Source organism: Streptomyces sp. IBSNAI002 (assembly GCF_052244475.1).
Lineage (GTDB): Bacteria > Actinomycetota > Actinomycetes > Streptomycetales > Streptomycetaceae > Streptomyces.
On record NZ_JBQPXG010000002.1, the window covers coordinates 5,150,810 to 5,172,801 of the forward strand.

Annotated in this window: 18 protein-coding genes; 14 read left to right on the forward strand and 4 right to left on the reverse strand. The window is 69.8% G+C overall.

All coding sequences use genetic code 11. The annotated features are described in order from the left end of the window. Nucleotides 1-75: 75 nt before the first annotated feature. Complete coding sequence (locus tag ACTVZO_RS24970) at nt 76-798, reverse strand: Crp/Fnr family transcriptional regulator (protein ID WP_443300501.1); 723 nt, start codon at nt 796-798, stop codon at nt 76-78. A gap of 99 nt (nt 799-897) precedes the next feature. Further along, nucleotides 898-3,390: a YfhO family protein gene (locus ACTVZO_RS24975; protein WP_443300502.1), complete on the reverse strand. Its 2,493-nt coding sequence runs from the start codon at nt 3,388-3,390 to the stop codon at nt 898-900. 477 nt (nt 3,391-3,867) lie between these two features. Here ACTVZO_RS24975 and rpsL point away from each other — a divergent pair, with 477 nt between their 5' ends. The 4 genes from rpsL to tuf all read left to right on the forward strand — a co-directional run bounded on the left by rpsL (nt 3,868) and on the right by tuf (nt 8,227). Next, entirely contained in the window at nt 3,868-4,239 is a 372-nt protein-coding gene (gene rpsL, locus ACTVZO_RS24980; RefSeq protein WP_007265893.1) for a 30S ribosomal protein S12, read from the forward strand. Nucleotides 4,240-4,241: 2 nt separating this feature from the next. Continuing rightward, nucleotides 4,242-4,712: a 30S ribosomal protein S7 gene (gene rpsG / locus ACTVZO_RS24985; RefSeq protein ID WP_007265894.1), complete on the forward strand. Its 471-nt coding sequence runs from the start codon at nt 4,242-4,244 to the stop codon at nt 4,710-4,712. Between the two features lie 39 nt (nt 4,713-4,751). Continuing rightward, nucleotides 4,752-6,884 carry an elongation factor G gene (fusA, locus tag ACTVZO_RS24990; RefSeq protein ID WP_443300503.1) on the forward strand — a complete coding sequence of 711 codons (2,133 nt, stop codon included), beginning with the start codon at nt 4,752-4,754 and terminating at the stop codon, nt 6,882-6,884. Between the two features lie 149 nt (nt 6,885-7,033). Continuing rightward, entirely contained in the window at nt 7,034-8,227 is a 1,194-nt protein-coding gene (tuf, locus tag ACTVZO_RS24995) for an elongation factor Tu (RefSeq protein WP_384224765.1), read from the forward strand. Between the two features lie 186 nt (nt 8,228-8,413). Here tuf and rfbC read toward each other — a convergent pair whose 3' ends face one another. After that, on the reverse strand, nt 8,414-9,013 hold the full coding sequence (gene rfbC / locus ACTVZO_RS25000) for a dTDP-4-dehydrorhamnose 3,5-epimerase (protein WP_443300504.1): 600 nt from the start codon (nt 9,011-9,013) through the stop codon (nt 8,414-8,416). Further along, a complete protein-coding gene (gene rfbA, locus ACTVZO_RS25005; RefSeq protein ID WP_443300505.1) occupies nt 9,010-9,885 on the reverse strand; it encodes a glucose-1-phosphate thymidylyltransferase RfbA in 876 nt (291 codons plus the stop codon). Before rfbA ends, rfbC begins: the two co-directional genes overlap by 4 nt. An 82-nt stretch (nt 9,886-9,967) precedes the next feature. Here rfbA and rfbB point away from each other — a divergent pair, with 82 nt between their 5' ends. The 10 genes from rfbB (at nt 9,968) to rpsJ (ending at nt 21,983) form a co-directional block, all read left to right on the forward strand. Then, entirely contained in the window at nt 9,968-10,945 is a 978-nt protein-coding gene (gene rfbB, locus ACTVZO_RS25010) for a dTDP-glucose 4,6-dehydratase (protein ID WP_443300506.1), read from the forward strand. Nucleotides 10,946-10,992: 47 nt separating this feature from the next. Next, nucleotides 10,993-11,862 (forward strand): dTDP-4-dehydrorhamnose reductase, encoded by an 870-nt coding sequence (rfbD, locus tag ACTVZO_RS25015; RefSeq protein ID WP_443303260.1) that lies wholly within the window; start codon nt 10,993-10,995, stop codon nt 11,860-11,862. Then, entirely contained in the window at nt 11,859-13,190 is a 1,332-nt protein-coding gene (locus tag ACTVZO_RS25020; protein WP_443300507.1) for a lipopolysaccharide biosynthesis protein, read from the forward strand. Before rfbD ends, ACTVZO_RS25020 begins: the two co-directional genes overlap by 4 nt. A 68-nt stretch (nt 13,191-13,258) precedes the next feature. Next, entirely contained in the window at nt 13,259-13,948 is a 690-nt protein-coding gene (locus ACTVZO_RS25025; RefSeq protein ID WP_443300508.1) for a glycosyltransferase family 2 protein, read from the forward strand. Next, complete coding sequence (locus tag ACTVZO_RS25030) at nt 13,945-14,373, forward strand: DUF2304 domain-containing protein (RefSeq protein ID WP_443300509.1); 429 nt, start codon at nt 13,945-13,947, stop codon at nt 14,371-14,373. Before ACTVZO_RS25025 ends, ACTVZO_RS25030 begins: the two co-directional genes overlap by 4 nt. 6 nt (nt 14,374-14,379) lie before the next feature. Beyond that, nucleotides 14,380-15,282, forward strand: coding sequence for a glycosyltransferase family 2 protein (locus ACTVZO_RS25035; RefSeq protein ID WP_443300510.1), 903 nt, complete (start codon nt 14,380-14,382; stop codon nt 15,280-15,282). Nucleotides 15,283-15,444: 162 nt separating this feature from the next. Next, nucleotides 15,445-17,193: a hypothetical protein gene (locus ACTVZO_RS25040; RefSeq protein ID WP_443300511.1), complete on the forward strand. Its 1,749-nt coding sequence runs from the start codon at nt 15,445-15,447 to the stop codon at nt 17,191-17,193. 194 nt (nt 17,194-17,387) lie between these two features. Beyond that, nucleotides 17,388-19,982 (forward strand): N-acetylmuramoyl-L-alanine amidase, encoded by a 2,595-nt coding sequence (locus ACTVZO_RS25045; RefSeq protein ID WP_443300512.1) that lies wholly within the window; start codon nt 17,388-17,390, stop codon nt 19,980-19,982. A gap of 95 nt (nt 19,983-20,077) precedes the next feature. Next, complete coding sequence (locus ACTVZO_RS25050) at nt 20,078-21,205, forward strand: hypothetical protein (RefSeq protein ID WP_443300513.1); 1,128 nt, start codon at nt 20,078-20,080, stop codon at nt 21,203-21,205. Nucleotides 21,206-21,674: 469 nt separating this feature from the next. Then, nucleotides 21,675-21,983 carry a 30S ribosomal protein S10 gene (gene rpsJ, locus ACTVZO_RS25055; protein ID WP_003948644.1) on the forward strand — a complete coding sequence of 103 codons (309 nt, stop codon included), beginning with the start codon at nt 21,675-21,677 and terminating at the stop codon, nt 21,981-21,983. The last annotated feature ends 9 nt before the right edge of the window (nt 21,984-21,992 follow it).

The following is a 21,992-nucleotide window of genomic DNA, read 5'->3' on the forward strand; positions in this document are numbered from 1 at the left end:
GCGGCAGGCCGAGGCACCGCCGTGAGGGCGGATGACGCACCCGGACTGTGACCGTGTGCACTGAGGAGAGCGGGCTCAGGACCCGCTGGGCGGCGGCTGCGACTGTGCGATCCGTCGCAGAACGTCTGGCCGGACGATCACCAGGGCACGGCGGCCGGTGACTACTACCCCGCGTTCGCGCAGGTCCTTGAGTTCTCGCTGGACCATCTCGCGGGAGGCTCCGACGGCTCCGGCGAGTTCTTCCTTGGTGAGCGGAACAGACAGCTCCACACCGGTGGGACCGGGACGGCCGTGGGTCCTGGAGAGGTCCAGGAGCAGAACGGCGAGGCGCTCGCGCACGCTCAACGACGCGAACTCCAGCCGCCGCCGGTCGGCGGCGCGAGTGCGGTCGGAGGTGAGGGCGAGCAGCTGGAGGGCGGCCCCTGGGCAGCCGGCGAGGAAGTCGTGGAAGGACTCGTTGTCCACGGCCACGGCCCGGACGGGCTCCAGCGCGGTCACGGTGGCTGAGCGCACCCGCCGTGTCAGGGCGGCGGACTCTCCGAGGATGTCGCCCGGTCCGCGCAGGGCCAGCAGGGCCTGGTAGCCGTTGGGGGCAAGGGCGGTCACCTTGGTCCAGCCGTTCAGGACCAGCAGGACGTGCGAGGAGGGCTCGTGCTGGTGAATGAGCCGGTCGCGCGGTGCGAAGGTCAGTTCGCGGCCGAGCGCTCGTAACGCCGTGCCGTCCTCGCTCTCCAGCCGGGCCAGGAAGGGGACGCGGTCGTCCAGTCCTCCGTCGCCCGGGAGGTCTTGCCCTGCCATGCGGCCCCCCGATCCGTCAGGCCGGTCAATGTACTGATCGAGGGCCGCACGTAGATCCAGAACCACGGGATTGATGCCCGACGGAAACGGACAGCGCCGCTACGAGCCCGCTGCGCGTCGGCGGCGTAGGGAGGCGGCCGTGGTGGCTGTGAGGAGCATCAGGGCCAGGGCGCCGCCTGCGAGGCCCGGGGTGAGGCCCTTGGGGGTGAAGGTGCAGGAGAGCTTGTTCTTGCCGGGGCTGAGGGGCAGGGACACCAGGCCGTGGAAGTTGCGGACCGGGGCCGAGCACTGCCAGCCGGGGACGGCCGTCATCGCGAGGACCGCGGTGCCGGTGGAGCCCGGGGGGAGGGTGGCCTCGATGGTGTGACCGCCCGTGGTCACCTCGGTGGCTCCGGTGGCCTTCAGGTGGGCGACCTGCCGGTCCAGGGCCGCGCGGTCCAGGCAGCCGAGGGGGTGTTCGCCGGCCGTCGCGCCCTGGGTGCGGGTGTCGACGGTGACCTCGACCCGGCCGGAGGCGGGCACCTTGCCGAGCGGGACGACACCCGTCATCAGGTCCTCGAGGGGCTTCTGCGTGCCGCCGGAGGAGAGGGAGCCGTAGAGGGCGGGGGAGAACCAGTAGGCGTCGGAGCCGGGCGTGCAGGCGGCCGCGTACGTCTGCTCGGTGGCGCTGCCCCCGCGGGTGACCGGCGGGACCTGGTAGACGGTGGCGCCCAGGACGTTCTCCTGGCGGGCGTAGACGCTGTCCGCCGGGTTGGGCGAGGTGTACGGGGTGCTGCGCACCGTGACGAGGGGCGGCGCCGGGAACGTCGAGCCGGTCCAGGTGCCCGGGGACGTGCCCGGGCGGACCCGCGCGCCGATCGAGAAGATCGCGTCGAGCACGGGGTTGTCGGCGCCGAAGAAGGTCCGGCCGTCGTTCTTGTAGCCGTAGCCGAGGGGTTCCAGTGCCCGGTACGTGGCCTCGGGCAGGTAGCTGCTGTAGTACTGCGGGCCCTCCGAGCGGAGCGCGAGGGCGTCGTTGTACGAGGTCTGCGGCGCGCCGGAGTCGGTCCGGTAGGCGGGCCAGCCGTCCACGCCCCGGACGGCTTCGAAGTGCTCGTTGATCGACTTGCTGGAGGTCGCGGTCGGCTTCGCCCAGCGTTCGCGGGCCCGGCGGGCGTCCGCGTTGGCCGCGGCCACCGTGGACTCGGCGAAGACGACGCCGACCATCAGCACGGCCGCCACCGGGAGCAGGACGCGGCGCTTCCCGCTCAGCGCGAGCAGGACCAGGGCCAGCAGCGAGACGGCCCCGCCGCCGAGCACGGCCGGCCAGGTCCAGCCGCCGAAGTCGTTGGTGTGCCGGAGCACGAAGGTGGCCAGGGCCAGCAGCGCGGCGGCCAGGGCCAGGTGCAGCGGGCGGGGCCGGTGGGCCAGCGCCAGCCAGGCCAGGACGACCACCATCCCGCTGAAGACGAAGGCCTCGCGGTACGGGTTGCCGTTCGGCACCGCGAGTCCGTGCCACACGTACTGCGTGGGCGGGAACTGGAACGAGACGACGACGAGCAGGGTCGCGGCCGCCCACACCAGGCGGGTCTTCTTCGCGATGGCGGTGTTGAACAGGAAGGTGGCGGCGAGGATCAGGCCGAGCGAGGCCACGTAGAGGCGGGGCCGGCCGCCCCACAGGTGGGTGGCCGGGAGCATGCCGGCCAGGAAGATCTCGATGCGGACCGGGTCGAAGGCGGCCGCCCGGGTGGGCTGCGCCGAGCCGCTGGACAGGAAGGACGGCAGGAGCAGGGGGAGCGTGAGCAGGATTCCGGTCGCGGCGGCCGTCGCGGCCCGCCAGAGCGCACGCAGCCTCTCGGCGCCCGTCATCTCGCGCGTGATCAGACGGATGCCGAGCAGCACGCAGGCGGCCATCGTCGCCATCATCGCCGTGTAGAAGTTCCCGTACCAGGCGAGCGCGACCAGCAGGGCCGCGCCCGGCCAGCGGCGCCCCTCCAGGCACCACTCCACGGCGATGCCGAGCATCGGGAGGGCGACCAGGCCCCACAGCCACATGGGGATGTACGAGGCGTCGCTGAGGGCCCAGCCGCACAGGCCGTAGCAGGCGCCGAGGACGCCGCGCTGCCACCAGGGGCCGGGCTGCAGCTTGCCGAGGTACACCGTCATCAGGGCGGCGGCCGTGCCCATCGTGATCGGGGTGATCGCGAAGACGGCGAGGTCGACGTGGGCGCGCGGGACCAGGACGGCCAGCCACGAGAAGGGGTTGCCGAGGTAGGTGTGGTAGTCGGACAGGAACTGCTGTCCGAAGCCGCCGCGCCAGGTGAACAGCAGGTCGCCGGCGGCCTGCCCGTGGGCCAGGTCCCACAGTGCGCGGTGGAAGGGCACGTACTGGTTGGCCTGGTCGTTCAGGGCGCGGCCGGTGTTGCCGAAGGGGAAGGTGCCGCGGGCCGCCCAGGCGGCGCAGAAGGCTCCCGAGGTCATGAGGAAGGCGAGCAGCGGGCCGTACAGGCGTGCGAGGCGCGGGTGTCTGCGGCGGACCGGCGAGGAGGGGTCCCGGCCGCCGTCGGGGGGCGGACTGTCCGCCGTCGCCGGCTCCGAGGTGACCGTCCCCAATGTCCCGCTCCCTGGTGGTCGTGCCGTTTGGGCTGAATTGCTCGGCAGTTTAGTTCGCCGGGCCGGGGAACGATCTCTGCCGGGGTCCGCGCCGGGTCCGGCGCCGCGGTCCGCGCATCCGTTCGTACGGGTGCTGACCTGGCGGTCCTTAGCACGCCTCCACCACGTGCGCGAGTCGGTGGGGCCGCGCGGGGGTGTCGCCCGTGCGGCGCACGGGTCGTGGGGGTCCGCCGGCCCGCACGCCCGGGCTTTTGTTTTGACCGGAGTGGATGCGGTAGGTACGCTCAGACCTTGTGCCTGGGGTGTGCCTGGGCTCCCGTGCGTGTCCATCAACCGCAGGAGAGCCCGAATCGGTCACCGCGATCCATGCGTTTCCGTGCTTGCGCGGAGGTCCGCCGGATCCGACACACCCGACCGCGTGGGTCGGCAAAGTTCCAGGTTAGCTTCACTACACGGCACACAGAAACCGGAGAAGTAGTGCCTACGATCCAGCAGCTGGTCCGTAAGGGCCGGCAGGACAAGGTCGAGAAGACAAAGACTCCCGCGCTCGAGGCTTCGCCCCAGCGTCGCGGCGTCTGCACGCGTGTGTTCACGACCACCCCGAAGAAGCCGAACTCGGCGCTCCGTAAGGTCGCGCGTGTGCGTCTGACCTCCGGCATCGAGGTCACCGCTTACATTCCGGGTGAGGGACACAACCTGCAGGAGCACTCGATCGTGCTCGTGCGTGGTGGCCGTGTGAAGGACCTGCCGGGTGTTCGTTACAAGATCATCCGCGGTGCGCTTGACACCCAGGCTGTCAAGAACCGCAAGCAGGCCCGCAGCCGCTACGGCGCCAAGAAGGAGAAGTAAGAATGCCTCGTAAGGGCCCCGCCCCGAAGCGCCCGGTCATCATCGACCCGGTCTACGCATCTCCTCTGGTGACGTCGCTCATCAACAAGATCCTCCTGAACGGCAAGCGCTCCACCGCCGAGCGCATCGTCTACGGTGCCATGGAAGGCCTCCGCGAGAAGACCGGCAACGACCCGGTCATCACGCTGAAGCGCGCGCTGGAGAACGTCAAGCCGTCCCTCGAGGTCAAGTCCCGCCGTGTCGGTGGCGCGACCTACCAGGTCCCCGTCGAGGTCAAGCCGGGTCGCCAGTCGACCCTGGCCCTCCGCTGGCTCGTGGGTTACTCCCGCGCCCGTCGTGAGAAGACCATGACCGAGCGCCTCATGAACGAGCTGCTCGACGCCTCCAACGGTCTTGGCGCTGCCGTCAAGAAGCGCGAGGACACGCACAAGATGGCCGAGTCCAACAAGGCCTTCGCGCACTACCGCTGGTAGTCCCAACCCACATCGAGACCGAGAGAAGACTGAGCCGATATGGCTACCACTTCGCTTGACCTGGCCAAGGTGCGCAACATCGGCATCATGGCTCACATCGACGCGGGCAAGACGACCACCACCGAGCGCATCCTGTTCTACACCGGTGTGTCTTACAAGATCGGTGAAGTCCACGACGGCGCTGCCACGATGGACTGGATGGAGCAGGAGCAGGAGCGCGGCATCACGATCACGTCCGCCGCGACGACCTGCCACTGGCCGCTCGAGGACGTCGACCACACCATCAACATCATCGACACCCCGGGTCACGTTGACTTCACGGTCGAGGTGGAGCGTTCGCTCCGCGTCCTCGACGGTGCCGTCACCGTGTTCGACGGTGTCGCCGGTGTGGAGCCGCAGTCCGAGACCGTTTGGCGTCAGGCGGACCGCTACGGCGTCCCGCGCATCTGCTTCGTCAACAAGCTGGACCGCACCGGCGCCGAGTTCCACCGCTGCGTCGACATGATCAAGGACCGCCTTGGCGCGGTTCCGATCGTCATGCAGCTCCCGATCGGTGCCGAGGCCGACTTCCAGGGCGTCGTCGACCTGGTCACCATGAAGGCGTTCGTCTGGTCCGCCGAGGCGACCAAGGGCGAGATGTACGACATCGTCGACATCCCGGCCACGCACACCGAGGCCGCTGAAGAGTGGCGCGGCAAGCTGGTCGAGACCGTCGCCGAGAACGACGACGAGATCATGGAGCTGTTCCTCGAGGGCACCGAGCCCTCCGTCGAGCAGCTGCACGCCGCCGTGCGTCGCATCATCCTCGGCTCCGGCAAGGGCAAGGGCGAGCCCACGATCACCGCGGTGTTCTGTGGCACGGCGTTCAAGAACAAGGGTGTTCAGCCCCTGCTCGACGCCGTCATCCGCTACCTGCCGTCGCCGCTGGACATCGAGGCCATCGAGGGCCACGACGTCCGCGACGCCGAGACGGTCGTGAAGCGCAAGCCGTCCGACGAGGAGCCCCTCGCCGCGCTCGCGTTCAAGATCATGCGTGACCCGCACCTCGGCAAGCTCACCTTCGTCCGGGTTTACTCGGGCCGCCTGGAGGCCGGCACTGCGGTGCTGAACTCCGTCAAGGGCAAGAAGGAGCGCATCGGCAAGATCTACCGCATGCACGCGAACAAGCGTGAGGAGATCGCCGCGGTGGGCGCCGGTGACATCGTCGCCGTCATGGGTCTGAAGCAGACCACCACCGGTGAGACGCTCTGTGACGACAAGGCCCCCGTGATCCTGGAGTCCATGGACTTCCCGGCTCCGGTCATCCAGGTCGCCATCGAGCCCAAGTCCAAGGGTGACCAGGAGAAGCTGGGTGTCGCCATCCAGTCTCTCGCGGAGGAGGACCCCTCCTTCCACGTTCACTCGGACGAGGAGACCGGCCAGACCATCCTCGGCGGTATGGGCGAGCTGCACCTCGAGGTGCTGGTCGACCGTATGAAGCGCGAGTTCAAGGTCGAGGCCAACGTCGGCAAGCCGCAGGTGGCCTACCGCGAGACGATCCGCAAGACCGTCGAGCGTCACGACTACACCCACAAGAAGCAGACCGGTGGTACCGGTCAGTTCGCCAAGGTGCAGATCGCGATCGAGCCGATCACGGACGCCGATGGTCCGGCGTACGAGTTCGTGAACAAGGTCACCGGTGGCCGCATCCCGAGGGAGTACATCCCCTCGGTCGACGCCGGTGCGCAGGAAGCCATGCAGTTCGGCATCCTGGCCGGCTACGAGATGACCGGCGTCCGCGTCATTCTTCTCGACGGTGGCTACCACGAGGTCGACTCCTCCGAGCTCGCCTTCAAGATCGCCGGTTCGCAGGCCTTCAAGGAGGCCGCGCGCAAGGCTTCTCCCGTACTGCTCGAGCCGATGATGTCCGTTGAGGTCACCACGCCCGAGGAGTCCATGGGCGACGTGATCGGCGACATCAACTCCCGCCGTGGCCAGATCCAGGCCATGGAGGAGCGTCACGGCGCGCGTCTCGTGAAGGGCCTCGTGCCGCTTTCGGAGATGTTCGGCTACGTCGGAGACCTCCGCAGCAAGACCTCGGGTCGCGCCAGCTACTCGATGCAGTTCGACTCCTACGCCGAGGTTCCCCGGAACGTCGCCGAGGAGATCATCGCGAAGGCCAAGGGCGAGTAACTCTTCCGAGTTCACGTTTTAGGCTTGCCACCGGAGCCTCTGGGGCAACAGGAGCATCCCTCCCGTTGCCCCGGGGGAACCGGCTATCCAGCAAAGATCACCTGGCGCCGATGAGTTAAGGCGTACAGAACCACTCTCAGGAGGACCCCGTGGCGAAGGCGAAGTTCGAGCGGACTAAGCCGCACGTCAACATCGGCACCATCGGTCACATTGACCACGGTAAGACGACCCTCACGGCCGCCATTACCAAGGTGCTGCACGACAAGTACCCGGACCTGAACGCGGCCTCGGCGTTCGACCAGATCGACAAGGCTCCTGAGGAGCGCCAGCGCGGTATCACCATCTCGATCGCGCACGTCGAGTACCAGACCGAGGCGCGTCACTACGCCCACGTCGACTGCCCGGGTCACGCTGACTACATCAAGAACATGATCACCGGTGCCGCGCAGATGGACGGCGCGATCCTCGTGGTCGCCGCCACCGACGGCCCGATGCCGCAGACCAAGGAGCACGTGCTCCTGGCCCGCCAGGTCGGCGTTCCGTACATCGTCGTCGCCCTGAACAAGGCCGACATGGTGGACGACGAGGAGATCCTGGAGCTCGTCGAGCTCGAGGTCCGTGAGCTGCTCTCCGAGTACGACTTCCCGGGCGACGACCTGCCGGTCGTCCGCGTCTCCGCGCTGAAGGCCCTCGAGGGCGACGCCGAGTGGGGCGAGAAGCTCATCGGCCTCATGGACGCCGTCGACGAGGCCATCCCGACCCCGCCGCGTGACACCGAGATGCCGTTCCTCATGCCCGTCGAGGACGTCTTCACGATCACCGGTCGCGGTACGGTCGTCACCGGCCGTATCGAGCGTGGTGTCCTGAAGGTCAACGAGACCGTCGACATCATCGGTATCAAGGAAGAGAAGACCACCACCACGGTCACCGGTATCGAGATGTTCCGCAAGCTCCTCGACGAGGGCCAGGCGGGCGAGAACGTCGGTCTGCTCCTCCGTGGCATCAAGCGCGAGGACGTCGAGCGCGGCCAGGTCATCATCAAGCCCGGTTCGGTCACCCCGCACACCGAGTTCGAGGCCCAGGCCTACATCCTGTCGAAGGACGAGGGTGGCCGTCACACCCCCTTCTTCAACAACTACCGTCCGCAGTTCTACTTCCGTACCACCGACGTCACGGGTGTCGTCACCCTGCCGCAGGGCACGGAGATGGTCATGCCGGGCGACAACACCGAGATGACGGTCGCGCTGATCCAGCCGGTCGCCATGGAGGAGGGCCTGAAGTTCGCCATCCGTGAGGGTGGTCGTACCGTGGGCGCCGGCCAGGTCACCAAGATCACGAAGTAATTCGTGCTCTGACCTGGTAGCCCGGTCTCCGGGCACCAAGTTGCACTGAAGGGCCCCGTCCCACCGCTCCGGCGGAGGGACGGGGCCCTTCGGCGTTCCGGGTGGCCGACGGGGCGACCCGGATACGGGAGAGGGCCGCACCCCCTGATCGGGGTGCGGCCCTCCCTCTCGTACGGCGGAGGCCGGTCAGCTCACGCGGAGCGACTCGGTGAACTCCTTGCAGGCCGCGTAGTCGGGCAGCAGCCCGGAGGCGATGGCCTCGGCCAGCGACGGGGCGGCCTCGTCGCGGGCTGACAGCTGCGGGACGTCGGCCGGCCACTCGATGCCGAGGTCGGCGTCGAGCGGGTGAACCGAGTGCTCGCCGGTCGGGTTGTACGTCTCCGAGCAGAGGTACGACAGCGTCGCGTCGTCGCTGAGCGCGCAGAAGCCGTGGCCCAGGCCCTCGGGGATGTAGACCGCGCGGCGGTCCACGTCGTCGAGGCGGACGCCCTCCCACCGGCCGAAGGTGGGGGAGCCCACCCGGAGGTCGACGATGATGTCGAGCACGGCGCCGCGCACGCAGGTCACGTACTTGGCCTGGCCGCGCGGCACGTCGGCGAAGTGGATGCCGCGGACCACGCCGGCGGAGGAGACCGAGAGGTTCGCCTGCGCCAGGTTCAGCGGGTGGCCGACGACCTCGGCGAGCCGGTCGAAGCGGTACCACTCGGTGAACAGGCCGCGCGGGTCGCCGTGCAGCTGCGGGGTGACCTCGAAGGCGCCCTCGATGGACAGCTCGCGGAACTTCATCGCGCGGCCTCCTCGTCGAGCAGGGCCAGCAGGTAGGTGCCGTATCCGCTCTTGGTGAGGGGCTCGGCGAGCGCGCGCAGCTGCGCGGAATCGATCAGGCCGGCCCGCCAGGCCGCCTCCTCGATGCAGCCGATCTTGAAGCCCTGGCGCTCCTCGATGACCCGGACGAACTCGGAGGCCTGGACCATCGAGACGAAGGTGCCGGTGTCCAGCCAGGCGGTGCCGCGGTCGAGGATGGTGACGTTCAGCTCACCGGCCTGGAGGTAGGCGTCGTTGACGGCGGTGATCTCCAGCTCGCCGCGGGCGCTGGGCTTCAGGCCGCGGGCGATCTCGACGACCTGGTTGTCGTAGAAGTACAGGCCCGGCACCGCGTAGCGGGACTTGGGCTTGACCGGCTTCTCCTCGATGGAGATGGCCTGGCCCTTCTCGTCGAACTCCACCACGCCGTACGCGGTCGGGTCCGCCACCGGGTACGCGAACACCCGGCCGCCCTTGGCGCCGGTGTGCTGGGCCAGGCGCGTGCCGAGGCCGCTGCCGTGGAAGATGTTGTCGCCGAGGATGAGCGCGACGGACTCGTCGCCGATGAAGTCGGCGCCGAGGACGAAGGCCTGGGCGATGCCCTCCGGACGCTCCTGGACGGCGTACTCCAGCCGCAGGCCGAACTGCGAACCGTCGCCGAGCAGCCGCTCGAACTGGTCGCGGTCTTCCGGAGTGGTGATGATCAGGATCTCGCTGATCCCCGCCATCACCAGGGTGGAGAGGGGGTAGTAGATCATCGGCTTGTCGAAGACGGGCAGCAACTGCTTCGAGACTGCCCGTGTCAGCGGCCAGAGTCGGGATCCGGTACCACCGGCCAAGAGGATTCCACGCATGGAGAGAACCCTATGCGAGAGGGCGTGGGGGAGCCGCGCCCAGGGCGTGTGACGTTCGGCGGGCGGCTAGACTCTTCTTATTATGCGCATCCTCGTGACCGGCGGCGCCGGCTTCATCGGTTCAGAATTCGTCCGCCAGCAGCTCGGTGCAGATGCCTCGGCCCGGATCACGGTCTTCGACAAGCTGACCTACTCCGGAGTCGAAGCGAATCTGGCGCCGGTCGCGGACCACCCCGGATACTCCTTCGTCAAGGGCGACATCTGCGACGCCGAAGCCGTCGACCAGGTCATGCCCGGTCACGACGTCGTCGTGCACTTCGCGGCCGAGTCCCACGTGGACCGCTCCATCGCGGGCGCGGGCCCCTTCGTGATGACCAACGTGGTGGGCACCCAGGTCCTGCTGGACTCGGCCCGCAAGCACGGCGTCGGCCGCTTCGTCCACATCTCCACGGACGAGGTCTACGGCTCGATCAGCGAGGGCTCCTGGACCGAGGAGTGGCCGCTGGTGCCGAACTCCCCGTACTCCGCCTCCAAGGCCTCCTCCGACCTGCTGGCGCTGGCCTACCACCGCACGCATGGCATGGACGTGGTGGTCACCCGCTGCTCCAACAACTACGGGCACTACCAGTTCCCGGAGAAGGTCATCCCGCTGTTCGTCTCCAACCTGATGGACGGCAAGAAGGTCCCGCTGTACGGCAACGGCGGCAACGTCCGCGACTGGCTGCACGTCTCCGACCACTGCCGCGGCATCGACCTGGCCATGCGCAAGGGCCGGGCCGGCGAGGTCTACAACATCGGCGGCGGCACCGAGCTCACCAACAAGGAGCTCACCGGCGTCCTGCTCGAAGCCGCGGGTCTCGGCTGGGAGATGGTCGAGCAGGTCGAGGACCGCAAGGGCCACGACCTCCGCTACTCCATCGACATCAGCAAGATCGGCGCCGAGCTGGGCTACGCCCCGCAGGTCACCTTCGAGGACGGCATCAAGGCCACGATCGAGTGGTACCGCGAGAACCGTGCCTGGTGGGAGCCCCTCAAGGTGAAGGCAGCGCTGCAGAAGTGACCTCCCGAACCACGGCCACGCACTGGCTCGTCACCGGCGCCGCCGGGATGCTCGGCCAGGACCTCCTGGCCGTCCTGAAGGACTCCGGCATCGAGGCCGTCGGCCTCGGCCGCGCCGACCTCGACATCACCGACCCGGCAGCCGTCCGGGCCGCCGTCGAGGGCGTCGCCGTGGTCGTCAACTGTGCCGCCTGGACCGACGTGGACGGAGCGGAGACGGCCGAGGAGGCCGCGACCGCCGTCAACGGCACCGGCGTACGGGTCCTCGCCGAGGCCTGCGCCGCGGCCGGGGCCCGGCTGCTGCACGTCTCCACCGACTACGTGCTGCCCGGCGACGCCTCGCAGCCGTACGCCGAGGACGCCGAGACCGGCCCGGTCAACGCCTACGGGCGGACCAAGCTGGTCGGCGAGCAGGCCGTCGCCGAGCTGCTGCCGCAGGACGGCTACGTCGTCCGCACCGCCTGGCTGTACGGCGAGCACGGGCCGAACTTCGTCGCCACCATGCTGAAGCTGGCCGCCCAGCGGGACACCCTGGACGTCGTCGACGACCAGCACGGCCAGCCCACCTGGTCCTACGCGCTGGCCCGCCGGCTGGCCGAGCTGGGGCAGGCCGCGCTCGAGGGCCGCGCCCCCGGCGGCGTGTACCACGGCACCGCGAGCGGCCGCACGACCTGGCTCGGGCTGGCCCGCGAGGCCTACCGGCTGGGCGGCCTGGACCCGGAGCGGATCCGTCCGACCACCTCGGCCGCGTTCGTACGCCCCGCCGTCCGCCCCTCCTTCAGCGTGCTCGGGCACGACCGCTGGGCCGAAGCCGGCCTGGCGCCCCTGGCCGACTGGCGGGAGCAGCTCGCCGAAGCGCTCGGCACCCCGGTCTTCGCCGCACTGGCCACGCAGGCCCGGGACGGCCGGGCGGGATGAGAACCCTGCTGAACAAGCTGACCGCGGCGCTGCCGCCGGGCACCGTCGCGGTGGCCGGCGGCACCGTCGTGCTCGGCGCGGCCTCCTACGTCCACCTGGGCGTGGCCGGTCACAGCCTGTCCGAACAGGACATGGCGAACGTCTCGGTGCTGTGGACGATCGTGATGTCCATCGGCATCGGCGTGTTCTTCCCCATCGAGCAGGAGCTCACCCGGATCGTCTCCGCCCGCGTGGTCCTCGGGCAGGGCACCACCCCGGTGCTGCGCCGGGCCACCCTGCTGACCGCGGCGATGCTCGGCACGACCCTGCTCGTCCTGGGCCTGGGCGCGGGCCCGATCGCCGACCTGCTCTTCCAGGGCGACCGCTCCCTGGTGGCGGCGCTCGGCGGTGCCTTCGCGGGCATGGCGGTCTGCTACCTGACCCGCGGCGTCCTGGCCGGCCTCGGGCGCTTCGCCGCGTACGGCACGCAGCTCGCCGTCGACGGCGGCCTGCGGATCGTGCTCGCCTTCGGCTGCGCACTGTTCGGACTGCACTCCGCACTCGCCTTCAGCCTGGTCCTGGCCGTCGCCCCGGTCATCGCGACGCTGGTCACCTTGCCGGCGCTGCTGCGCGCGGTCGGCCCCGGCGAACCGATCGCCTGGCGCGAGCTGTGCAACGGCCTGGGCCTATTGATCTGCGCGACCCTGCTGTCGCAGGCCGTCGTCAACGCGGCGGTCGTGAGCACCAAACTGCTGGCCCCGACCGACAGCGTGCTGATCGCGGCGCTGCTGAGCGCGCTGGTCCTGGCGCGGGTACCGCTCTTCGTCTTCGGCTCGCTCCAGGCCTCGCTGCTGAGCGGCCTCACCGCCGCCTTCACGGCCGGGGACCGGGCGGCGTTCTGGGCGATGCTGCGCCGGATCGCGCTGGTCGTCGGCGGTCTCGGCCTGCTCGGCGGGGTGCCCGCCACCGCGCTCGGCCCGTGGCTGATCGAGGTGCTCTTCGGCGCCAAGCCCCGGCTGGGCTGCTTCGACTTCTTCCTGTTGTCCGCGGGCACCGTGGCGTACATGTTCGCGATGGTCCTCGGACAGGCGCTCATGGTATTCAAGCGGCACAACCTGCAACTGCTCTGCTGGGCCCTGGGAACCGCGGTCCTGGTGGGCATCACCCTGATTCCGGGGGACGTGGCCGTGCGCGTGATCGTTGCCTACGCACTCGGCTCCCTCGCCACCGTGCTCGCTATGCTGGCAGCGCTGAGGCTGAGCTTCCCCGGAGCGGCTGCGGCAGCCACCGAAGGGCCCGGGCAGACGGCCGACACCGGCCGCCTGGGCGTGGGCGCGGTCGGAAAATGACCCTGCCTGCCCACGACGTCACACCGATCACCGAGCACTCGTTTGTGCCCCATTCCGCTGGAGCTACCGTGTCCGATTACGACGATGTCTGGCTGGTTGTACCGGCCTATAACGAGGGCCAGGTGATCGCCGACGTGGTCGAGGGGGCCCGCAAGACGTTCCCCAACATCGTCGTCGTCGACGACGGCAGCACGGACGACTCGGCCCGGCACATCGCCACCACCGGTGCGCACCTGGTGCGCCACCCGGTCAACCTCGGCCAGGGCGCGGCCCTGCAGACCGGCCTCACGTACGCGCTTGCCCAGCCCGGCGCCCGCTACTTCGCCACCTTCGACGCGGACGGTCAGCACCAGACCAAGGACGTCGAGACGATGGTCGCGGTGCTGCGCCGCGACGAGGCGGACGTCGTCCTCGGCTCCCGCTTCATCGAGCAGAACGGCCAGGTGCCGTGGATCAAGCAGGTGGTGCTGCGTACGGCGGCCGCGGTCAGCCCCACCGCACGCAAGCTCAAGCTCACCGACGCGCACAACGGTCTGCGCGTCCTGGGCCGTGAGGCCGCCGAGCAGCTGAACATCACCATGAACGGCATGGCGCACGCGTCCGAGCTCGTCGGCTTCCTGGCCGGCTCCGACCTGCGGGTCACCGAGGTTCCGGTGGACATCCTCTACACCGATTACTCACGCGCCAAGGGTCAGTCCCTGATCAACGGCGTCAACATCCTTTTTGACATTTCGCTGCGGGAGCGTGGGCGTCGATGAAGTACTTCTGGATCCAGCTGCTGCTGATCCTCGGCTCGGTGTCCATGGCCCTCATGTTCATCCGGACCTGGGGCCAGGCGAAGAACCGGGCGTGGAAGCGCATAGCGTTCTCCGTGTTCGTGGTCGTCAACGTCTACGCGGTACTCCGCCCGACGGACGTCACCTGGCTGGCCCAGCAGCTCGGCGTCGGCCGAGGCACCGACCTGGTGCTCTACGTGATGGTGCTCGCGATGGGCTTCCTCACGCTCAACACCTTCCTGCGCTTCCGGTCGCTGGAGAAGAAGATCACCGACCTGGCGCGGACCGTGGCCATCAACGAGGGCGTCCGGCACAACGACGAGCGCCTCGCACAGGACTCCGCCGCGGACTCCGGCGCGGCCGGGGCCGCGGCCGCCGGTCCCGACCCCGACTCCGTGAAGGCCTGACGCTCCATGGTGACCTTCGACTTCATGCTCCCCTACTACGGGGACGTGCAGCTGATGCAGGACGCCGTCCGCAGCGTCCTGGCGCAGACCGACCGGGACTTCCGGCTCGTCGTCATCGACGACGGCAAGGAGCCGGACGTACCCGGCTGGTTCGAGCGGCTCGGCGACGAGCGGGTCCACTACACCCGCAACGAGCAGAACCTCGGCATCACCAAGAACTTCCAGAAGTGCGTGGAGCTCTCCGAGGCCGACTACGTCGTCATCATGGGCTGCGACGACATCCTGCACCCGCACTACCTGGAGACGGTCCGCGGGATCATCGGCGCCCACCCGGGCGCCGGCATGGTCCAGCCAGGCGTCGAGGTCATCGACGGCTCGGGCCGCGTCATGCAGGGCGGCCTGGCCGACAACACCAAGAAGCGGCTGTACGCGCCGCAGGTGAAGGGCCGCCGCCTGATGGCCGGGGAGGAGCTGGCCGCCAGCGTGCTGCGCGGGAACTGGCTGTACTTCCCCTCCATCTCCTGGCGCGGCGAGGCGCTGCGCAAGATGAACTTCCGCGACGACTACTCCGTGATCCAGGACCTCGCACTGGTCGTCGACCTGCTCGAGGCCGGTGAGGAGATGGTGATCGACAACTCGACCACCGTCTTCCAGTACCGCCGCCACGCGGTCAGCGAATCCTCGGTGCAGGCCTTCTCCGGCACCCGCTTCGCCGAGGCCGAGCGCTACTTCGCCGCAGTCGCCGCGCGCATGGACGCCCGCGGCTGGCCCAAGGCGGCCCGCGCCGCGCGTTTCCACAGCGCCTCCCGCCTGCACGCGCTGACCATGCTCCCCGGCGCCCTGCGCCGCGGGCACCGGGAGGGCGCCCGCACCCTGGCGAAGCACGCCTTCACCTCCGGCCAGAGCTGAGCCTGGCCGCCGCCGCACACCTTGAAACGGACTGAGATGACACACCTGGCCCCCGAGGAGGTCGGTGAGGCCGGCGCTCCGGCGCCCCGCCCCGCCCCGACAGCGGAAGGAACGAACCGTCTGTCCTCCTCGCGGGGGCCGGCGTGGCTCTCGCGGAGGTGGGTGCTCCCGCTGGCCGAGGTCCTCGTCAGCCTCGTCGCGGCCCTCGGGTTCACCCTGCTCAGCACGCACATCAGCGTGAACCCGCTGATCCGGGTCGGCCAGGTCAGCGGTCTCGCCAAGCTCCAGCAGTACGCGGCCGTCCTCGGCCTGCCGCTGCTCGCGGTCCTGCTGTACACGGCTTACCGGGGCTCGCTCCTGCGCCACCAGGCGGCCAAGCGCCTGGTGTGCGCCGCGCTGGCCGGACTCGCGACCGGCGTGCTGGCCGGCGGCGTGGTCGTCGCGCTGCGCGGCACGCCCTGGGGCCTCGGCGGCCAGGAGGGCGACCCGAGCGCCCTGATCGCCATGGCGAACTCGTTCCTGCACGGCGAGAGCATGTCGGGCATCTATCCGCCCCTGTTCCCCGGCCTGATGGCCGTCTGGGCGAAGATCCGCTACGACGTGCCCGGCGGTACCGGGTTCGCCCTCAAGGACTTCCAGATCTTCTTCACCGCGATCGCGGGCCCGATGACGTACCTGGCCTGGCGGCTGCTGCTCCGGCCGTTCTGGGCGCTGCTCATCGCCGTGCCCTCGGCCCTCCTCTTCATGGACCCGATCCGCCCGTACAGCCACGGCAGCATGCTCGTCCTGCTGCCGCTGCTGGGCTACTGCCTGCGCGAGATGCGCCGCTCCGCCGACCGTCCGCTGCGCGGGTCCCTGCTGCGCGGCGCGGTCCTCGGCCTGGTCTTCGGCGTGGTCTTCCTCTGGTACTCCGGCTGGTACGTCTGGGCCGCGCCCGGGGTGTTCGTCCTCGCACTGTTCCTCTTCCCCTGGCGCGCCGGGAAGACGGCGGTCAAGCGGGCCGGCGCGTTCGTCGGCGTCACCCTGCTGACGGCCGGTGTCGTCGGCGCTCCGCTGATCTACCAGATGGCCCGGCTCGGCTCCCAGACCCCGGACCGCTACGCCTTCCTGGCCGTGTACGTCGATCCCGCCTACGTGCTGGGCTGGGTGTCCGACCGGTCCGGGAAGCTGGAGTACCAGACCTGGCCGGCGGCCGGCGAGATGGCCGGCCAGAGCGGCTTCGCCCTGCTGCTGCTGTTCGCCGTGGGCCTGGGCGTCGGCCTGGCGCTGCGCAACATCATGGTGCTGACTGCCGCCGCCACGCTGGCCGGCGCCTGGCTGGCCCGCTTCTGGTTCGCCTCGCACATGGCGCACGACAAGGCCGTGCAGCTCTACCCGCGCACCACGTGGATCATCATGTACTGCCTGATGATCCTGGCCGTGCTCGGCATGATGGCCGTGATCCACCGGGGCTCGGGCTGGGCCGAGCGCACCCTGCGCCCGAGCGGCGCCGACCCGGCCGCCCGGGTCGTTCCCCGGCGGGTGGTCGCGCAGCTCGCGGCCGGCATGGTGTGCGCGATCGCCCTGTTCGGGACGATGGGCGCGTCCTGGTCGGTCAACCGCTACATGCCGCAGTCCGACAACATGTCGATGGGCATCGACGCCTGGCGGGCGCACACCGTCAAGACGGCGGACGGCACCTGCCCGCGCTTCGCGCCGGACAAGAAGAACTGCGCGGACATCGTCACGAACGACTGGCGGCAGAACCGCGACGACGGCGAGCTGTGGTGCGGCGGCATCGGTCCGCTGAACTGGAAGTCCGTCTGCGGGCGCAAGCCGCCGGCCTCGGAGATCCAGAAGGAAGAGCAGGAGCAGAAGCAGAAGCGGGAACAGGAGCAGAAGCGGGAGCAGGAGCAGAAGGCGAAGCAGTAGCCCGCGCCCCGACCGAGGACCCCCGGACCGCAGTTCACGCGGACCGGGGGTCCTCGTGCACAGGGCGCACGTCTGTTCCCCTTAGCCCGCCCCGCTGTCGGAGCCGTCAGCCACGGCCAGTAACATCCGGCCGGTCAGGCATGTCTTCTGGCGGACTCACAACAGGGGTTGGGGACAACTTGAAACTAGGTCGTGTGCGCGGTACGGCTCTCGCCGCCGCGCTCGGTGTCGTCGCCGTCTTCGGCATCCAGGGAGTCGCCAACGGCGTCGACGGCGAGGGCGAGGTGTCGCCGTACAGCGCGGCCGCCCGCGAGAAGGGCCCGGTCGAGGGCGAGCTGCACAAGCTCGCGCTCCAGCCCAAGGGCAAGGGCGAGGCCGTCCTCGCCCAGCGGGACACCGCGCCCTTCGGGCTCCTGGGCGTCTCCTGGACCGATCCCGAGGCCGAGGTGAAGGGCAAGATCGAGGCCCGCACCCGGGACGCGGCCAGCGGCAAGTGGTCGAAGTGGAAGGTGCTGGAGCAGGCCGAGTCCGGCCTCGACGGCAAGCGCCCGGGCCTGCGCGGCGCGACCGAGCCCGTCTGGGTCGGTCCGTCGGACGGTGCCGAGGTGCGGGTGGGCGGCGGCGCCGCCGAGCTGCCCGCCGGCATGGAACTGAACATGGTCGACCCGGGTGCGGGCGTCGCGAAGGCCGCGAAGGCAAAGAAGAAGGGCGTCCTGGGCATGGGGACGGCCTCCCTCGCCCTTCCCGCCGCGGACCCGGCCCCGACGACGCCGGGACCGGAGTCGACCGCCCCGCGGCCGGACATGGCCTCGCGCGTGCAGTGGGGGGCCGACGAGTCCCTGAACAACGAGGGCCCGATCTACCTCCCCGGAGCGAAGGTCAAGGCGCTCTTCGTCCACCACACCGCGTCCACCGCGTCGTACGAGTGCTCCGAGTCCGCGGCCATCGTGCGCAGCCTGCACGTCTACCACGTGAAGTCCAACGGCTGGCGGGACCTCGGCTACAACTTCCTCGTCGACAAGTGCGGCAACCTCTTCGAGGGCCGTCAGGGCGGTGTGGACCAGCCCGTCCTGGGCGCCCACACCTACGGCTGGAACCAGGAGTCGACGAGCGTCGCCGTCCTCGGTGACTACACGAACGGCGGGGCCTCGGCCGCCGCGCTCGAAGGCATCTCCAAGGTCGCGGCGTACAAGCTGGGCCAGTACGACGGCGATATGACCGGCACCACGATGCTGACCGCCGGCGCCACCCAGAACAACTTCTTCGGCGACAAGTTCACCACCGGGCAGCAGTACTCGTTCAAGACCGTCTCGGGCCACCGCGACGGCTTCAACACCCAGTGCCCCGGCAACCAGCTCTACCCGCAGCTGGATTCGCTCCGGAAGTCGGGCCCCGCGGCCCAGCTGAAGATCGCCTCGGTGAACGGTGCGGCGGCCACCCCCGGCGCCACCTTCCCGAGCGGCGCGGCCCTGACGGTCGACTGGACCACCAGCACGGCGAGCGGCCAGCTGAGCACGTTCGACGTGCTGGTCGACGGCGAGTCCGTCGCGACCGTCGGCGCCTCCGAGCGCAAGGCGATGGTCGCGGTCACCGACGGCCGCCACGAGGTCCGGGTCAAGGCGACCGCCGCGAACGGCAAGGTCTCCACGAGCCTGGCGGTCACCGTCGACGCCGAGGTCAAGGGCGCCACGTTCGTGCCCCTGTCCCCGAAGCGCCTGATGGACACCCGTGAGGGCCTCGGCGTCCGCAAGGGCCCGGTCGGCTCGGGCGGCGTGGTCACCCTGCCGGTGGCCGCCGCGACCGGTGGCACGCCCACCGCGGTGGTGCTGAACGTGACGGCGACGAACCCCACGGAGCCGAGCTTCGTGTCGGTGTACCCGGGCGGTACGACCCGCTCCAGCGCGTCGAACCTGAACTTCACCCCGGGCAAGACCATCCCCAACCTGGTCGTCGTGCCGGTCGTCAACGGGACCGTCAGCTTCTACAACAACCAGGGCAACGTCGACCTGATCGCCGACATCACCGGCTACTTCACCTCGAGCGGTGAGGGCGCGACGCAGACCAACTTCGGTCCCAAGCGCCTGATGGACACCCGTGAGGGCCTCGGCGTCGCCAAGGGCCCGGTCGGCTCGGGCGGCGTGGTCACCCTGCCCGTGGCGGGCGTCGACGGCGTCCCGGCGACCGGCGTCAAGGCCGTGGTGCTGAACGTGACGGCCACGAACCCGACGCAGCCGAGCTTCGTGTCCGTGTACCCGAGTGGTACGACCCGCTCCAGCGCCTCGAACCTGAACTTCACCCCGGGCCAGACGATCCCCAACCTGGTGGTCGTGCCGGTCGTGGACGGGAAGATCAGCTTCTACAACAACCAGGGCACCGTCGACCTGATAGCCGACATCACCGGCTACTTCTCGGACGGTGACGCGGGCGCCATGCAGGCGAACTTCGGCCCGAAGCGCCTGATGGACACCCGTACGGGCCTGGGCGTGCGCCAGGGCGCGGTGGCCGGCGGCAGCGTCGTCACGCTGCCGGTGGCGGGCGTGCGCGGCATCCCGGCCGAGGGCGTCAAGGCCGTCGTGCTGAACGTGACGGCCACGAACCCGACCGAGGCGAGCTTCGTGTCGGTGTTCCCCAGCGGCACGGCCCGTACGAGCGCCTCGAACCTGAACTTCACCGCCGGTCTCACGATCCCCAACCTGGTGGTCGTCCCGGTCGTGGACGGGAAGGTCAGCTTCTACAACAACGCGGGGTCCGTGGATCTCATCGCGGACATCACGGGCTATTTCAGCTAGTGGCCTGAACTGCTCTTTCTGCACGTGAGAGGCTCCGCACCACAGGGTGCGGGGCCTCTCCCGCATTCCGGGGCAGGGGACGGGGAAACAGGGGCATGGGGAAGAACGACGACGACGGACCGGGCGTCTCCGACGCGGAGTGGGACCGGTTCGTGGAGCGGGCCGCCGAGGAGGCGCGCGACGCGCCCCAGGAGCCGTCGGCGCGGCAGCGGATGGTGACCGAGCGGCTGCGCCACGAGCAGGACCCGCCGGGGTGGCGGACCGGCCCGGCCTGGCAGGAGAGGGAGGGCCGGGGCAGGCGGGGGCGGCGGGCCAAGGCCGTGCTGGCGGTCCTGGTCATCGCGGGGGTCGCGCTGATCGCCGTACGGCCGGAGCTGCTCATCGACCGCCTCACGGGCACCTCCCAGGCCCGCGAGGACGCGCGCAACGCGCCCCCGTCGGCTCCGGAGACCGCGGCCCCGACGGCCGCGCCGCCGTCGGTGGACCCGGACCGCCCGACCTTGCAGGAACCTTTCCGCGGCTCCCCGGCCCTTCCGTGGGCGGACGGCGCCGCCGGCATCGAGCTGCCCGCGGCCGAGGCCGTCGGCGGGATGACCGGGGAGCAGGTGGCGGAGGCGCTGGAGAAGGCCAAGCAGTTCCTGATCGCGGCCAACCTCGACCCGGCGACCCTGCGGGGGGAGCGGCCCAAGGCCGCGCTGGGCCTGCTGGACCCCAAGGACGGCGAGACGGCGGAGCTCCTGGACCGCTCCCTCGCGAAGCCCGGCCGGGACCAGGACCCGCTGAACCTGTTCACCCGGTACGACCCGGCCGAGCTGGCGCTGGTGGGCGGGGTGGTCAAGGTGCGCGGCCGGATGTGGGTCGAGCCCGGCGAGCAGCCCGGCCAGGCCCGGGTGCTGGCCGACTACACCTTCGTCTACCCGCTCGTGAAGGCCGCGGCCGGCTCGGACCAGGTCGAGCGGACCATCGTGCGCCGCGAGATCACCTTCTCGATCGCCGACCGGCGCAAGTGGGAGTCCACGCCCGGCCGCCTCTGGCTGGAGAGGTACCGCGTCGACCTCGCGAACAGTGCGTGCGAGGTGTACGACGGCTACGTGCACCCGGCCTTCGACGCGGACCCGGTGACCGGAGTGACCCCCTCCGGGACGCCCCAGGACCCGTACGACCGGAGCAAGGGCATCGACGCGACCGGCCAGGAAGGCTGCGGCACCGTGTCCCGGTCCTGACCGGGGGAGATGCCCCGGGCGTGGCGATGGGTGCGGCGGTTTGACCACGCAGCGTCGCGGGGTATTCTCTTCCGCCCGATTGGCCAGGTACGCGCCTCGTATGGCAGACTACTCAAGTTGCTCGGCTGAGTGCCGATGCTGCGCGCCTCCCGCCGGGAGGACCGGAAGCGAGTCCCACAGTACTCGTCGTCCTTAATCTGCCTTCCGGGGCAGCAATGGGGACGGACGTACGGGAATCTTCTGGGAAGTGTCAGCACGGTGCACACCAGGCGCTCGGTGGGTGTTTCTCCCCCGAAACGCGGTCACAGGGACCGTACCCCCTTGGACGAGGGAATTTCCGTATGGAAATTTTCTGTAGAGGGAGTGCGACACGCCCGACCGCGTGGGTCGGAGAGAAGCCGCGGGATCCGTCCCGCAGCCGACCGAGGGCCAGAGCGTTTCCACATAGAGACAGGACTACGGAGTAGCCATGGCGGGACAGAAGATCCGCATCCGGCTCAAGGCCTACGACCACGAGGTCATCGATTCCTCGGCGAAGAAGATCGTCGAGACGGTGACGCGCACTGGTGCGTCGGTCGCGGGCCCGGTGCCGCTGCCCACTGAGAAGAACGTGTACTGCGTCATCAAGTCGCCGCACAAGTACAAGGACTCGCGCGAGCACTTCGAGATGCGCACGCACAAGCGCCTGATCGACATCCTCGACCCGACCCCCAAGACCGTTGACTCGCTGATGCGCCTGGACCTTCCGGCCGGCGTTGACATCGAGATCAAGCTCTGAGAGGCGTCG

Coding starts and splice junctions, on each gene's coding strand:
- ACTVZO_RS25030 (WP_443300509.1), top strand. CDS start 13,945: ATGAAGTACTTCTGGATCCAGCTGCTGCTGATCCTCGGCTCGGTGTCC.
- rfbC (WP_443300504.1), bottom strand. CDS start 9,013: ATGAAGTTCCGCGAGCTGTCCATCGAGGGCGCCTTCGAGGTCACCCCG.
- fusA (WP_443300503.1), top strand. CDS start 4,752: ATGGCTACCACTTCGCTTGACCTGGCCAAGGTGCGCAACATCGGCATC.
- ACTVZO_RS25020 (WP_443300507.1), top strand. CDS start 11,859: ATGAGAACCCTGCTGAACAAGCTGACCGCGGCGCTGCCGCCGGGCACC.
- rfbB (WP_443300506.1), top strand. CDS start 9,968: ATGCGCATCCTCGTGACCGGCGGCGCCGGCTTCATCGGTTCAGAATTC.
- rpsG (WP_007265894.1), top strand. CDS start 4,242: ATGCCTCGTAAGGGCCCCGCCCCGAAGCGCCCGGTCATCATCGACCCG.
- ACTVZO_RS25035 (WP_443300510.1), top strand. CDS start 14,380: ATGGTGACCTTCGACTTCATGCTCCCCTACTACGGGGACGTGCAGCTG.
- rpsJ (WP_003948644.1), top strand. CDS start 21,675: ATGGCGGGACAGAAGATCCGCATCCGGCTCAAGGCCTACGACCACGAG.
- rfbD (WP_443303260.1), top strand. CDS start 10,993: ATGCTCGGCCAGGACCTCCTGGCCGTCCTGAAGGACTCCGGCATCGAG.
- ACTVZO_RS24970 (WP_443300501.1), bottom strand. CDS start 798: ATGGCAGGGCAAGACCTCCCGGGCGACGGAGGACTGGACGACCGCGTC.
- ACTVZO_RS25050 (WP_443300513.1), top strand. CDS start 20,078: ATGGGGAAGAACGACGACGACGGACCGGGCGTCTCCGACGCGGAGTGG.
- rfbA (WP_443300505.1), bottom strand. CDS start 9,885: ATGCGTGGAATCCTCTTGGCCGGTGGTACCGGATCCCGACTCTGGCCG.